The organism is Streptomyces sp. NPDC006691 (genome assembly GCF_042869955.1).
Taxonomy (GTDB): domain Bacteria; phylum Actinomycetota; class Actinomycetes; order Streptomycetales; family Streptomycetaceae; genus Streptomyces.
In genome coordinates this window covers 350,437-361,946 of the sequence record NZ_JBIAGW010000007.1, presented here as the reverse complement: position 1 = coordinate 361,946, position 11,510 = coordinate 350,437, and the positions used below count along the sequence as shown (strand labels likewise).

Below are 11,510 nucleotides of genomic sequence, written 5' to 3'. Positions count from 1 at the left end.
GGGCCCCGGCCCGGGGGGGGGGCGCCCCGCCCGCCCCCCCCCCCCCCGGGGGCCCCCCCCCCGGGGGGGGGGGGGGCGGGCCGGCCGGGGCCCCCCGGGGGGGCGGGCCCCCCCGGGGGGCCCCCCCCCCACGACTGGTGGGGAGAAGGCCCGGCCGGCTAGCGGCGGGCCACGCCCTCGGCGCGGGCGGCGGCCGCGACCGCCGCGGTGACGGCGGGGGCGACCCGCTCGTCGAACGGGGACGGGATGACGTAGTCCGCGGCGAGCTGGTCGCCCACGACGTCGGCCAGCGCGTTCGCCGCGGCGATCTTCATGCCCTCGGTGATCCGGGAGGCCCGGACCTGGAGTGCGCCCGCGAAGATGCCGGGGAAGGCCAGCACGTTGTTGATCTGGTTCGGGTAGTCCGAGCGCCCGGTGGCCACGACCGACGCGTACTTGTGCGCGATGTCGGGGTGCACCTCGGGGTTCGGGTTGGCCATCGCGAAGACGAAGGCACCCGGCGCCATGGAGGCGACCGCGGGCTCGGGGACCGTACCGCCGGAGACGCCGATGAAGACGTCGGCGCCGGCCAGGGCCGTCTCCAGGGAGCCGGTCAGGCCCGCCTTGTTGGTGAGCTCGGCGAGCTCGCGCTTGACGTCCGTCAGGTCCGTACGGTCGCTGCTGACGATGCCCTTGCGGTCCGCGACCGCCACATCGCCGAGGCCCGCTTCGAGCAGGAACTTGGCGATGGCGACACCGGCCGCACCGGCGCCGGAGATGACCGCGCGCAGGTCACCGAGGGTGCGTCCGGTGAGCTTCGCGGCGTTGCGCAGGGCGGCCAGGGTGACCACGGCCGTGCCGTGCTGGTCGTCGTGGAAGACCGGGATGTCCAGGGCCTCCTGGAGCCGGCGCTCGATCTCGAAGCAGCGGGGGGCGGAGATGTCCTCCAGGTTCACCCCACCGAAGGACGGGGCGAGCCGGACCACGGTCTCGATGATCTCGTCCGTGTCCGTGGTCGCGAGCGCGATCGGGACCGCGTCGACGCCGCCGAACTGCTTGAAGAGGATGGCCTTCCCCTCCATGACCGGGAGGGATGCCTCCGGGCCGATGTCACCGAGGCCGAGCACCGCGGTACCGTCCGTCACGACGGCGACCACCTGCGACTTCCAGGTGTAGTCGTGGACCAGCTCCGGGTTCTCCGCGATCGCGCTGCACACCTTGGCGACGCCGGGCGTGTACGCGAGGGACAGGTCGTCCCGGTCCCGGATCGGCACGGTGGCCTGCACGGCCATCTTGCCGCCGCGGTGGAGCGCGAAGGCCGGGTCGAAGGGTTCGTCCGAACCCTCCGTGCTGCTGTCGCTGCGAGGATTGACGATCTCCGCTGCCATTGTGTTTTACCCCTTAAGTCTTCATCAGTTGAGGGTGGCCACTCCTTGTTGAGGAGGGGTGGGCGGACCCGCGTACGTTCCCCGCTGAGGGCGGTTGGCCCGCCCCGCGGGGTGGAGGTACGTACGCGCGGGCGCGCCGCACACGCGCCCTGAGCCCCGGATGAGGGGTGTAAGGATCCTTCTTACCGGACAGAAGCGTCCGCCGACGAGTCCATATTGGCTCAGCGGGGCCGCCCGGTCGGAGCCGGCCTCCGTACCGTGACACGACTCTTGGTGGGATGTCACGACAAGTCGGCTACGCGGCACGAAACGTGTCCAGAACCCGAGATGAACCGGAGGATCTCCGGCCTGTGGGGACGGTTTCCGCACATGGTCCGGCCCGGTGTGCCTTGGGGTAGCGGGCTTGTGGGCTTCGGGGGGTGACCCGTTATCCGATTTTGACATGGCTGCGACCCTGAATTCAGAGGTCCGAATGGCAAGATGCGACTTCACACGCGGTTCACACCGCGGTCGCGACACCCGAGGATGCGTGCACGACCACCGCCCAGGACCTGTGCGTTCGTTGTCCGTACGCACTCCATGGCCACTCCACTCAACACCTGCCGGAGGAACCCGACCATGACCGCAAGCACCACCCGCCGTACGACCGCCTCCAAGTCCCGGATTGCCGCGGTCGGCGCGATCGCGGTCGCGGGCGCCCTGCTGGTGACCGGCTGCGGTGACCAGACGAAGAAGGGCTCGGCCCCCGAGTCCTCGGGCTCCAGCTCCGCCCCGCTCTTCTCGAAGCTGCCCGCGAACATCCAGAAGGCCGGCGTCATCAAGGTCGGTACGGACGCCACGTACGCGCCCATGGAGTTCAAGCAGGGCGAGACCATCGTCGGCATCGACCCCGACATCGCCGCGGCCCTGGGCAAGCAGCTCGGCGTGAAGTTCGAGTTCACCAGCGGCACCTTCGAGACCCTGCTCGGCGCGCTGCCGACCGGCCGCTACGACGCGGTCATGTCCTCGGTGAGCGACACCAAGAAGCGCCAGCAGGGCCTTGACGACAGCGGCAAGAAGACCGGTACGGGCGTCGACTTCGTCGACTACTACACGGCCAGCACCGGCATCCTGGTCAAGAAGGGCAACCCGGAGGGCATCAAGTCCACCGACGACCTGTGCGGCAAGACGATCGCCGTGCAGCGCGGCACCACCTACGAGCAGGCCGCCAAGGACCTCGTCGCCAAGTGCGCGAAGGACGGCAAGGGCAAGCTCACCGTCGAGGCCTTCGCCAGCGACGCCGAGGCGCAGACCCGCGTCAAGGCCGGCGGCGCCGTGGCCGACCTGAACGACTCCCCCGTCGCCGCGTACATCGCGAAGACCGCGGGCGGCGGCGCCGACTTCGAGTCGGTGGCCAACCCCTCGGACGCGGGCCCCTTCGGCATCGCGGTGGACAAGAAGAACACCCAGCTGCGCGACGCCCTCTCCCAGGCCCTCGACGCGATCATCAAGGACGGCTCGTACAAGACGGCCATCGACAAGTGGGGCGGCGCGCAGGGCGCCGTCACCAAGGCAGCCATCAACGGCGGCTCCTGACCCGCGCACCACTGAAGGGCAGTCGCTGTGACTGACAAGCTCGACAAGACTCCGGGCCCGGCGGACGCCGCCCCGGAGCAGGTCCCGCCGGACATCATCCGCGCCATCCCGGTGCGCCACTACGGCCGCTGGGTCAGCGCCGTGGTCGTCGTCGCCGTGCTCGGCGCACTGGTCTACGCGTTCGCCCAGGGCAACGTCCGCTGGGCGACCGTCACGGACAAGCTGTTCGACGGCAGCATCCTGACCGGCCTCTGGCACACCATTCTGATCAGCGTGGTCTCCATGGCCGTGGGTCTGGTCCTCGGCGTGCTGTTCGCCGTGATGCGGCTCTCGAAGAACCCGGTGACCAGTTCGGTCGCCTGGCTGTACATCTGGTTCTTCCGCGGCACCCCGGTCTACGTGCAGCTGTTGATCTGGTTCAACCTGGCGCTGATCTTCCCGATCCTCAACCTCGGGTTCTACAAGGACTACATGACCGCGGTCATGACTCCGTTCCTCGCCGCCCTGCTCGGCCTCGGCCTCAACGAGGGCGCGTACATGGCGGAGATCGTCCGGGCCGGCATCCAGTCGGTGGACGAGGGCCAGACCGAGGCCTCGCACGCGCTCGGCATGACCCAGATGCAGACCATGCGCCGCGTGGTGCTCCCCCAGTCGATGCGGGTGATCATCCCGCCGACGGGCAACGAGTTCATCAACATGCTGAAGACCTCGTCCCTGGTCGTCGCCGTCCAGTACCAGGATCTGCTGCGCAGCGCCCAGGACGTCGCGGCGACCTCGTTCGCGGTGATGGAGATGCTCTTCGTCGCATCGATCTGGTACCTGGCCCTGACCAGTGTGTTCAGCGTCGGCCAGTACTACCTGGAGCGCCGTTTCGCCCGTGGTTCGCTGCGCGCCCTGCCACCCACGCCGTTGCAGCGCATCAAGTCGAACCTGCTCTCCCTCTCCCACTGGCGGCGGTGACCCCATGACTGCACAACCGATGGTCAAGGCGGAGGGCGTCCACAAGTCGTTCGGCCCCGCCCACATCCTCAAGGGCATCGACCTGGAGGTGGCCGAGGGCGAGGTGTTCTGCCTGATCGGCCCCTCCGGCTCCGGCAAGTCGACGTTCCTGCGGTGCATCAACCACCTGGAGCAGATCAACGCCGGTCGTCTGTACGTGGACGGCGAGCTGGTCGGGTACCGCCAGAAGGGCGACAAGCTCTACGAGCTGAAGGACAGCGAAGTCGCCCTGAAGCGCCGGGACATCGGCATGGTCTTCCAGCGCTTCAACCTGTTCCCGCACATGACGGCCGTCGAGAACGTCATGGAGGCGCCGGTCCAGGTCAAGCGCGAGCCGAAGGCGGTGGCCCGCGAGCGGGCCCTGAAGCTGCTCGACCGGGTGGGCCTCGCGGACAAGGCGGGCAACTACCCCTCGCAGCTCTCCGGCGGCCAGCAGCAGCGCGTGGCGATCGCCCGCGCACTGGCGATGGACCCGAAGCTGATGCTCTTCGACGAGCCGACCTCGGCGCTCGACCCCGAGCTCGTGGGCGACGTCCTGGACGTCATGCGCGGCCTCGCCGAGGACGGCATGACGATGATCGTGGTCACCCACGAGATGGGCTTCGCACGCGAGGTCGGTGACTCGCTGGTCTTCATGGACGACGGCGTGGTGGTCGAAGCGGGCAATCCGCGCGATGTCCTGACGAACCCTCAGCACGACCGGACGAAGTCGTTCCTGTCGAAGGTGCTGTAACCAGCCCATGGACAAGGGGGGTTACGGGCCGATGCCCGCAACCCCCCTTTCCCGTGCGCTACTTCAGGGCGAGCAGCAAGGTGTCCGAGGGCGAGGCCCAGACCGGGCGGGCCTCGGCGAAGCCGGCCGCACGCAGGGTCTCGGCGTGCCAGCCGGGGGCGGGCATGTCGCCGTCGGCGTGCTCGCCGTAGATCTCGTACCGCTTGGCGGTGGGCCCGGCGAGCACCGGGTCCTCGGCGGCGCGCGCCCACCAGTCGGCCCAGTCGAGGGCGCCCCCGGCCTTGGCGCGGTCCATCAGGGCGTGCCGGTGGGCGCGTTCGGCGGCGTTGATGCGCGGGGTCGCGGGGTCGATCATGTGGTCGGCGTTCATGAACACGCCGCCGTCCCGGACGAGCCCGGAGATCTGCCCGTAGAGCGCGGCGAGCGGCTCGGCGTGCAGCCAGTGCAGGGCGGTCGCCGTGAGAACGGCGTCATAGGAGTCGTACGGGAGCTGCGCGATCCAGTGCGGATCCTTGAGGTCGGCGGTGACGAAGGTGACCCGGCCGTCGCCCGCGAAGGTGCCCTCGGCGATGGCGAGGAGCGCGGGGTCGAGGTCCACCCCGGTACTGACCGCGTCCGGGAACCTCTGGAGGAGCCGGTCCGTAATACTCCCCGTACCGCACGCGAGGTCGAGCACGCGCGGCGCGGGACCGACGCAGGCCTCGACCATGTCGAGCATGACCCGGAAGCGCTCCTCGCGGTCCGGCATGTACCACTCCTGCTGCCGGTCCCAGCTGTTCTGCCAGCCCCGCCAGTCGGTGCCCGTACCGGCCCCAGTGACAGTCTCCGACACCGCGATCCCTCCCATACAGCCAGTCTGTAATACCCTCAAAGGGTATCCAGTCGTTACTTATGAACACCTCAGACCCTAGACCGCCGCCGTAAGGACTACAAGTGGAACTGGCCTATTACTCGGACTACGCCGTGCGCCTGGTCAACACCGAGGAGCCGGCCCGCAACAAGGACGCCCTGACCTCGGTCGAGGCGGTCCGGGACCTGTTCGGCGGGAACCAGTCGGCGGCCCGCCGGGCGACGGACGCGGACGTCACGCGCTTCCGTTCGGTACGGGCCCGGCTCCGGGCGGTCTTCGAGGCGGCGGACCGGGGCGAGGAGGTCCAGGCGGTCGACCTGCTGAACTCGCTGCTGCTCGAATTCCCGGTCAGCCCGCAGGTGTCCGGCCACGAGCACCGCGACGAGGACGACCGCCCGCTGTGGCACATGCACCTCGCCGACCACCCCTCGAACGCGACGGCGGGGTACGCCGCGATCGCCTCCATGGGGCTCGCCTTCCACCTCACGGAGTACGGGGTCGACCGGCTCGGCCTGTGCCAGGCGGCGCCCTGCCGCAACGCCTACCTGGACACCTCGACCAACCGGTCGCGCCGCTACTGCTCGGACCGCTGCGCCACCCGCGCCAACGTGGCCGCCTACCGGGCCCGCAAGCGTCTGGAGACCGAGCGGTCGGACAGCACCGGCCGCACCGAGGAGACCACCCAGGACGCCAGGTAGCCGACCGTGCGCCGGCGCCCCGCCGTCATCGGCCGGTAGCGCCCGCGCACCCGGCCGAGCACGAGGTCGACCGGCACCGCGCCGAAGGCACGGCTGTCCACGACCTCGTCGTCCGTGTTGTCGCCGAGCACCCACCAGCCGCTCTCGCGCAGCTCCATGAGCCGCTTGACGATGAGCAGATCCTGCTGCAAGGGGTGCCGCAGCACGGCCACATCCCCGGTCCGCAGCTCCGCGCCGTAGTGCACGAGCAACTGATCCCCGTGCAGCAGCGTGGGAACCATCGAGGTTCCCAGCACCTCGGCGATCCCCAGCGGAACCCTCGGCTCCCGCCCCTCATCCGTCATACCTCACCCACCTCCAGGCCACCGGCACCCCTCCGCCGATCCCACGGTACGTTCCGCCACGAGTCCCGGGGTGCCCCTGGACTTTTGACCTAAGCCCATGGGGGCACCCGCGAAATACCGCCTCTCACCGAGTAATGTCCCACCTGAGAAGACGATCACGAGGAAGGACAGCTCAATGCTTTCCCGCCTGTTTGCCCCCAAGGTGAAGGTCAGCGCCCACTGCGACCTGCCCTGCGGCGTGTACGACCCGGCCCAGGCCCGCATCGAGGCGGAGTCGGTCAAGGCCGTGCAGGAAAAGTTCCAGGCCAACGAGGACGCGCACTTCCGTGCCCGTGCCGTGGTCATCAAGGAGCAGCGCGCGGAGCTCGCCAAGCACCACGTGTCGGTGCTGTGGAGCGACTACTTCAAGCCGCCGCACTTCGAGAAGTACCCGGAGCTGCACCAGCTGGTGAACGACACCCTGAAGGCCCTCTCGGCCGCCAAGGCGTCGACCGACCCGGCGACCGGCCAGAAGGCGCTCGACCTCATCGCCGAGATCGACCGCATCTTCTGGGAGACCAAGAAGGCCTGATCCAGGCCGAGTTCGCGGACCGGGCGCCTTCGGGCACCCGAGCACCGGCGAATCGAGAAGGGCCCGACCGGGGTTGCCCGGGCGGGCCCTTTCGGTGTCCGCCGGCCGGTGGGGGGGGACGCTGTGTGCGGGGGGGGGCGGGGCGGCCGGATTCGAACCGGCGTCCTCCTCCATGATGTGCAGGCGCACTACCTCTGTGCTACGACCCCGCCTTGATCGGCATCGTAGGCGGCACGCAGTGCACCGCCTAGCGGATTTCGAGCGTGCTCAGCCACCTCCGCGTCTCGCGCGGCTCCGTGAAGCGGAGGGTGTGCAGCGGGGTGAAGGCGGGGTCGGTGGTCAGGGCGGTCAGGGTCGCTCTGCGGGGGGCGTACTGGGACCAGGCCCAGCGGGCCGGGTGGTCGGGGCGGAACCACTCCGTCAGGGTCTCCCGGTTCCCGTTGAAGATGCGCTCGCGCCGTACGGTCCGGCGCAGCGAGCGGCGCAGGACGCGGAGCATCACGACGCGCCTGGGGTAGTCCAGCCAGAGCACCGTGTCGGCGCGCTCCCACAGCAGGGGGCGGACCTCGGGAGTGCCGTACGAGTCGAGCACCCACGCCGAGGTGGCCGCGATCTCGGCCACCCGGGTCGCGAAGTGCGGGTCCTCGGCCCAGCCCGGGCCGGCGAAGTGCAGCGCGTCCAACTCGTGGTACGGCACATCGAGCCGCTCGCCCAGGGCGCGGGCCAGGGTGGACTTGCCGGCTCCGGTGCTGCCGACCACGAGAACGCGCCGCATCGGGGCAGGCTATCCCGCGCGGAATTCGGTTGGCCGGGGAGGGGCCCGCGCCTACTGTGGCGCGCGTGACGGATCAGATGCGTACGCCCCGGTGCCGGGTGATCGTGCTCAACGGCGGGTCCAGCTCCGGCAAGTCGGGGATCGTCCGGTGCCTCCAGGCCGTGCTGCCCGGCGCCTGGCTCGCCTTCGGCGTGGACTCGGTGGACGCGGCCATGCCCGCCTCGCTCCGCGGCGAGGGCGGTTTGGAGATCGGCGCGGACGGCACGGTGACCGTGGGCCCCGACTACCGCAGGCTCTCGGACGCCTGGGCGCGCGGGGTGGCCGCGATGGTACGGGCCGGCGCCCAGGTGGTGCTCGACGAGGTCTTCCTGGACGGCGCCGACGGCCAGAAGCGCTGGCAGCAAGCCCTGGACGGACTCGACGTGCTCTGGGTCGGGGTGCGCTGCGACCCCGATACGGCCGCCGGCCGCGAGACCGCCCGCGGTGACCGCGTCCCCGGCATGGCCCGCGGCCAGGCCGAGTTGGTGCATGTGGGAGTGCGGTACGACATCGAGGTGGACTCGGCGGGCGCGGAGTCCATGGCGTGCGCCCTGCTGATCGCCGATCGGTACGCCCGGCACACCTGAGTCAGCCACCGAGTCCGCCGAGTCCGCCGCGCGGGCTCAGGGATGGTCGACGCCAGGGACAGCCTCGATCCGGCCGCCGTGGCGCGGCGCTTCGTCAGCGCCTGGGAAGCGGGCTGGGCCCGGCACGACGTGGACGCCGCCTTGGCCCTGCGCTCCGAGGGAATCGTCCACACCTCCCTGCCGTTCCGGCCGCCGCACCGGGGCCTGCCGGAGCCGGCCGCCCATCCGCGCCGGCCGTTCGAGGGGGAACGGTCCAGGAGGTGCGGTTCGGCGAGCCCGTGGTGGGCCGCGAGGGCGTGGCCGCCGCCGAGTTGCGCGTACTCGCCTTCGAGGAGGACACCCCCCGGTCTCCCTCGCGGGCTGTGTCTTCGTACGCTTCGGGGCGCACGCGTACGCGTGCGGGACGCGTGACCACCGGCACACCGCGGAGGGTCGTCTTCCGGGTTAGGTTCGAGGGCATGGACCCTCTGGAGCCTCCGTACCCCCGGCTTCTCGTCGATCCCTACGAGCCGGCGTTCCGCTTCTACGAGGCCGTGCTGCCGGACCTCACCGGCTGCACCCTGGCCCGCGGCAACTCCGTCTCCGGCTACGCCAGTTGGGACACACCCGGCGGCCGCACCGCGCTCGCTCTGTTCACCCGCTCGGCGATGGTCGACGCCCTCGGCGAGGACCGGGTGCCAGGCGGGGGCGCGTCCTTGGTGATCCACGTGGCCACGCGGGACGCCCTCGACGCCGCGGTCTCGCTGTGCGCGAAAGCGGGCGGCACCGTGGCCGCCCCCGCCCGCGACCTGCCGCAGTGGGGCCCGGGAATGCGTGCCGCTCATGTCCTGGACCCGGCCGGGAACCTGGTGGAGCTCCAGACGTACTGACCGCCTCGCGCCGGCGGGACACCGGCGCGGGGCGGGCGCCCCTCAGGCAAGGCCCTGCCGCACCAGACCCACCACTTCTTCCTCCGTCAGCCCCAACTCCCTTGCCTGCTGGACCAGTTGCCGTACCTGTTGCATCAGCGCCGCCCGGCGCCGCGCGCCCCCGTCGTCGACGACGACCGCGCCACGGCCCCGGCGTAGCTCGATCAGCCCCTCCTCGCGCAGGCGCTGGTAACCCCTGAGCACCGTATGGAGGTTGACGCCCAGGGAGTCCGCGAGGGAGCGGGCGGAGGGCAGGCGTTCGCCCGGGGTCACCTTGCCCTCGGCGATCGCCCCGCGCACCGAGGCCGCGATCTGGTCGCCGAGCGGCTGGGGCGATGCGGGGTCCACCCGGAAGAGCATCAGCCACTCGCCCTCTCGCGCCGGGCCAGTGTGTTCAGGAGGGCGGCGGCCGTCTCGGCGTCGTCCACCGTCACCGCGAACTCCCGCCCGTCCGTGCGCCGTATGACGATCGCGTCACCGGAGCGCAGCATGAGGCCCGACTTGCCCGGACGCATCCGGTAGCCCCAACCCCCGTACTCCGCCGTGACCTTGATCTCGCGGCTGACCGCCCGGGTCACGTCGGACAGCGGGATCCGGATCCGCGGCCAGGGCAGCACGGTGGGCCGCGCGGTCAGGCCGCGCCGGTCGACCGTGACGTACGGGCACGAGAAGGCGAGGCACACCACGGCGCCGAAGAGCGCGCCGACCGCATGGCTCCAGCCACCGGCGTACAGCAGGACGCTTCCCGCGACGAGCAGCACCGCCCCGCAGCCGAGCAGCACGCGCGAGGGCGCCCGCCGCATCCACCCCGCCACCTCACCCTCGGCGAGGTCGAGGCGCGGGGCCCCGCCCGGGGCCGCGTCCCGCACGGAGGACGGACCCGAGGAAGGCGCGGAGCCCGGCGGGGGCAGGGGCACGGGCAGCAGCCGCCCGAGAGCCGCCGCGAGCGCCGCCACTCCCACGCCGACGGCGAGCTGCCACAGCGGCAGCCGCACCCGCGTCGGGTCCGTCGCGTCCACGTTGGCGAGGAGCGTGGCGGCCAGGAGGTAACCCACGAGCCCGGCGACCGCGTACCCGGCGGCGTTCAGCCACCGGAGCCGGCGTACGGCGGGCTCCCCGGCAGCCATCAGGGCGGCCCACAGCGCGCCGAGCCCGAGGTGCAGCACGCACACGAAGAGCACGGTGGAGCCACGGCTCTGGGTGCCGTCGGAGCTGCCGTTCGCGGCGAAGTGACTGGCCAGCGGGTCGGGCAGCCGGTCCCGGAGAAGTGCGTACAGCGTCAGGTCGACGGCCAGGGCGAGCAGGAACGGCAGCACGGCGAGAGCCATCAGGCGGTGGCGGACACGGTTCATCGAGGCCTCCTTGTTCGCATAACAGTAGAACAATGCGCGAGCGCGCACGGACCCCGACCCGCCGTGATCCGGGTCCTGACGGAACACCCCGCACCATGGGAGCGGCCGCCGTGCACCGGGGAGTCGGACGGACTCCCCGATGCGCGGCGGCCGCGGGAGAAGGGACGAGTGGGTGGGGCTATATGGCGTCCAGGGCGGACGGCTGGAGGCTTGAACCGGACGGGAGTTGGCGCCGGATGTCGGCGAGCACCGAGCCGAAGTCGACTTCGGCCCGCCCGCTGGCGTACACCGCTCCCCCGAAGTGCAGGGCGACCCCGAGGTCGGGTTCCGGCGGCTTCAGGGAGAGCAGGCAGCTGAGGGTGGCCTCCTGGACGGCGCCGTCGTCCGAGGCGATGGGAACGGGCATGTCCCATTCGAGTACGAAGTCACGGAGGTTCCCGCCGTCGAGCGCGAACGTGCCGCTCTCCGTCGGTATCCCCGGCACCTGGCCGAGCGAGTCGAAGCTGGCTCCGGCGAAGTCGACCCCCCTGATGCGGGTCCGCAGTTGCGTCCCGTCAGTGGTGATCGTCAGCGCTTCTGATCCTAGGCGGTCTCGATACCAACCCGCCCATGACTGTGGTGTCATGGGCGGAGATTAGCGGCGCACCCTGCTGTTCGTCACAGGGGGTGACCGAAATGAGTGTTACCGCTTCCTTGCGCACTTCGACACGAC

The 11,510-nt window shown here is 71.0% G+C and carries 14 protein-coding genes and 1 tRNA gene; 7 read left to right on the top strand and 8 right to left on the bottom strand.

Annotated elements, in window-relative coordinates:
* Positions 1-158: 158 nt before the first annotated feature.
* The gene (locus ACFYNP_RS19120; RefSeq protein ID WP_388406805.1) at positions 159-1,367 is read right to left on the bottom strand and encodes an NADP-dependent malic enzyme; all 1,209 of its coding nucleotides are present in this window, start codon (positions 1,365-1,367) and stop codon (positions 159-161) included.
* Between the two features lie 618 nt (positions 1,368-1,985).
* Between ACFYNP_RS19120 and ACFYNP_RS19115 the strand changes: the two genes are divergently transcribed.
* Genes ACFYNP_RS19115 through ACFYNP_RS19105 form a run of 3 tightly spaced genes read left to right on the top strand, consistent with a single transcriptional unit; the run spans position 1,986 to position 4,674 of the window.
* A complete protein-coding gene (locus ACFYNP_RS19115; RefSeq protein ID WP_388786603.1) occupies positions 1,986-2,942 on the top strand; it encodes an ABC transporter substrate-binding protein in 957 nt (318 codons plus the stop codon).
* Positions 2,943-2,969: 27 nt separating this feature from the next.
* The gene (locus ACFYNP_RS19110; protein WP_388406799.1) at positions 2,970-3,902 is read left to right on the top strand and encodes an amino acid ABC transporter permease; all 933 of its coding nucleotides are present in this window, start codon (positions 2,970-2,972) and stop codon (positions 3,900-3,902) included.
* Between the two features lie 4 nt (positions 3,903-3,906).
* The gene (locus tag ACFYNP_RS19105) at positions 3,907-4,674 is read left to right on the top strand and encodes an amino acid ABC transporter ATP-binding protein (RefSeq protein WP_388406796.1); all 768 of its coding nucleotides are present in this window, start codon (positions 3,907-3,909) and stop codon (positions 4,672-4,674) included.
* Positions 4,675-4,732: 58 nt separating this feature from the next.
* Here the strand turns inward: ACFYNP_RS19105 and ACFYNP_RS19100 are convergent, their stop codons facing one another.
* Complete coding sequence (locus tag ACFYNP_RS19100; RefSeq protein ID WP_388786600.1) at positions 4,733-5,521, bottom strand: class I SAM-dependent methyltransferase; 789 nt, start codon at positions 5,519-5,521, stop codon at positions 4,733-4,735.
* Between the two features lie 86 nt (positions 5,522-5,607).
* On the opposite strand from ACFYNP_RS19100, the gene ACFYNP_RS19095 reads away from it, so the two are divergent.
* Positions 5,608-6,222, top strand: coding sequence for an ABATE domain-containing protein (locus tag ACFYNP_RS19095; protein WP_100579598.1), 615 nt, complete (start codon positions 5,608-5,610; stop codon positions 6,220-6,222).
* Here ACFYNP_RS19095 and sodX read toward each other — a convergent pair.
* Positions 6,141-6,566 carry a nickel-type superoxide dismutase maturation protease gene (sodX, locus tag ACFYNP_RS19090; protein ID WP_388406771.1) on the bottom strand — a complete coding sequence of 142 codons (426 nt, stop codon included), beginning with the start codon at positions 6,564-6,566 and terminating at the stop codon, positions 6,141-6,143. The two genes, ACFYNP_RS19095 and sodX, sit on opposite strands and share 82 nt — an antisense overlap.
* A 175-nt stretch (positions 6,567-6,741) precedes the next feature.
* On the opposite strand from sodX, the gene sodN reads away from it, so the two are divergent.
* Complete coding sequence (gene sodN / locus ACFYNP_RS19085; protein ID WP_053730656.1) at positions 6,742-7,137, top strand: superoxide dismutase, Ni; 396 nt, start codon at positions 6,742-6,744, stop codon at positions 7,135-7,137.
* 136 nt (positions 7,138-7,273) lie between these two features.
* On the opposite strand, the gene ACFYNP_RS19080 is transcribed toward sodN, so the two are convergent.
* Together ACFYNP_RS19080 and ACFYNP_RS19075 are read right to left on the bottom strand one after the other, a co-directional pair.
* Positions 7,274-7,348 (bottom strand) — tRNA-Asp (locus ACFYNP_RS19080).
* A gap of 36 nt (positions 7,349-7,384) precedes the next feature.
* On the bottom strand, positions 7,385-7,912 hold the full coding sequence (locus tag ACFYNP_RS19075; protein WP_388786597.1) for an adenylate kinase: 528 nt from the start codon (positions 7,910-7,912) through the stop codon (positions 7,385-7,387).
* 98 nt (positions 7,913-8,010) lie between these two features.
* Between ACFYNP_RS19075 and cpt the strand changes: the two genes are divergently transcribed.
* Together cpt and ACFYNP_RS19065 are read left to right on the top strand one after the other, a co-directional pair.
* Positions 8,011-8,538 carry a chloramphenicol phosphotransferase CPT gene (cpt, locus tag ACFYNP_RS19070; RefSeq protein WP_388407033.1) on the top strand — a complete coding sequence of 176 codons (528 nt, stop codon included), beginning with the start codon at positions 8,011-8,013 and terminating at the stop codon, positions 8,536-8,538.
* A 458-nt stretch (positions 8,539-8,996) separates the two neighbouring features.
* A complete protein-coding gene (locus tag ACFYNP_RS19065) occupies positions 8,997-9,407 on the top strand; it encodes a glyoxalase/bleomycin resistance/extradiol dioxygenase family protein (RefSeq protein WP_388406765.1) in 411 nt (136 codons plus the stop codon).
* Positions 9,408-9,449: 42 nt separating this feature from the next.
* Here ACFYNP_RS19065 and ACFYNP_RS19060 read toward each other — a convergent pair whose 3' ends face one another.
* The 3 genes from ACFYNP_RS19060 to ACFYNP_RS19050 form a co-directional block, all read right to left on the bottom strand.
* Positions 9,450-9,806, bottom strand: a complete 357-nt coding sequence (locus ACFYNP_RS19060) for a GntR family transcriptional regulator (RefSeq protein WP_388406762.1) — start codon at positions 9,804-9,806, stop codon at positions 9,450-9,452.
* Positions 9,806-10,798 (bottom strand): DUF1648 domain-containing protein, encoded by a 993-nt coding sequence (locus ACFYNP_RS19055; RefSeq protein WP_388786595.1) that lies wholly within the window; start codon positions 10,796-10,798, stop codon positions 9,806-9,808. Before ACFYNP_RS19055 ends, ACFYNP_RS19060 begins: the two co-directional genes overlap by 1 nt.
* Before the next feature lie 178 nt (positions 10,799-10,976).
* Entirely contained in the window at positions 10,977-11,423 is a 447-nt protein-coding gene (locus tag ACFYNP_RS19050) for a DUF6304 family protein (protein ID WP_388786593.1), read from the bottom strand.
* Positions 11,424-11,510 lie beyond the last annotated feature (87 nt).

Excerpts from the sequence above, each read along its gene's own strand:
- ACFYNP_RS19075 (WP_388786597.1), bottom strand. The coding sequence starts at position 7,912 with ATGCGGCGCGTTCTCGTGGTCGGCAGCACCGGAGCCGGCAAGTCCACC.
- ACFYNP_RS19120 (WP_388406805.1), bottom strand. The coding sequence starts at position 1,367 with ATGGCAGCGGAGATCGTCAATCCTCGCAGCGACAGCAGCACGGAGGGT.
- ACFYNP_RS19055 (WP_388786595.1), bottom strand. The coding sequence starts at position 10,798 with ATGAACCGTGTCCGCCACCGCCTGATGGCTCTCGCCGTGCTGCCGTTC.
- ACFYNP_RS19105 (WP_388406796.1), top strand. The coding sequence starts at position 3,907 with ATGACTGCACAACCGATGGTCAAGGCGGAGGGCGTCCACAAGTCGTTC.
- ACFYNP_RS19060 (WP_388406762.1), bottom strand. The coding sequence starts at position 9,806 with ATGCTCTTCCGGGTGGACCCCGCATCGCCCCAGCCGCTCGGCGACCAG.
- ACFYNP_RS19065 (WP_388406765.1), top strand. The coding sequence starts at position 8,997 with ATGGACCCTCTGGAGCCTCCGTACCCCCGGCTTCTCGTCGATCCCTAC.
- ACFYNP_RS19100 (WP_388786600.1), bottom strand. The coding sequence starts at position 5,521 with ATGGGAGGGATCGCGGTGTCGGAGACTGTCACTGGGGCCGGTACGGGC.
- sodN (WP_053730656.1), top strand. The coding sequence starts at position 6,742 with ATGCTTTCCCGCCTGTTTGCCCCCAAGGTGAAGGTCAGCGCCCACTGC.
- ACFYNP_RS19050 (WP_388786593.1), bottom strand. The coding sequence starts at position 11,423 with ATGACACCACAGTCATGGGCGGGTTGGTATCGAGACCGCCTAGGATCA.
- sodX (WP_388406771.1), bottom strand. The coding sequence starts at position 6,566 with ATGACGGATGAGGGGCGGGAGCCGAGGGTTCCGCTGGGGATCGCCGAG.
- ACFYNP_RS19115 (WP_388786603.1), top strand. The coding sequence starts at position 1,986 with ATGACCGCAAGCACCACCCGCCGTACGACCGCCTCCAAGTCCCGGATT.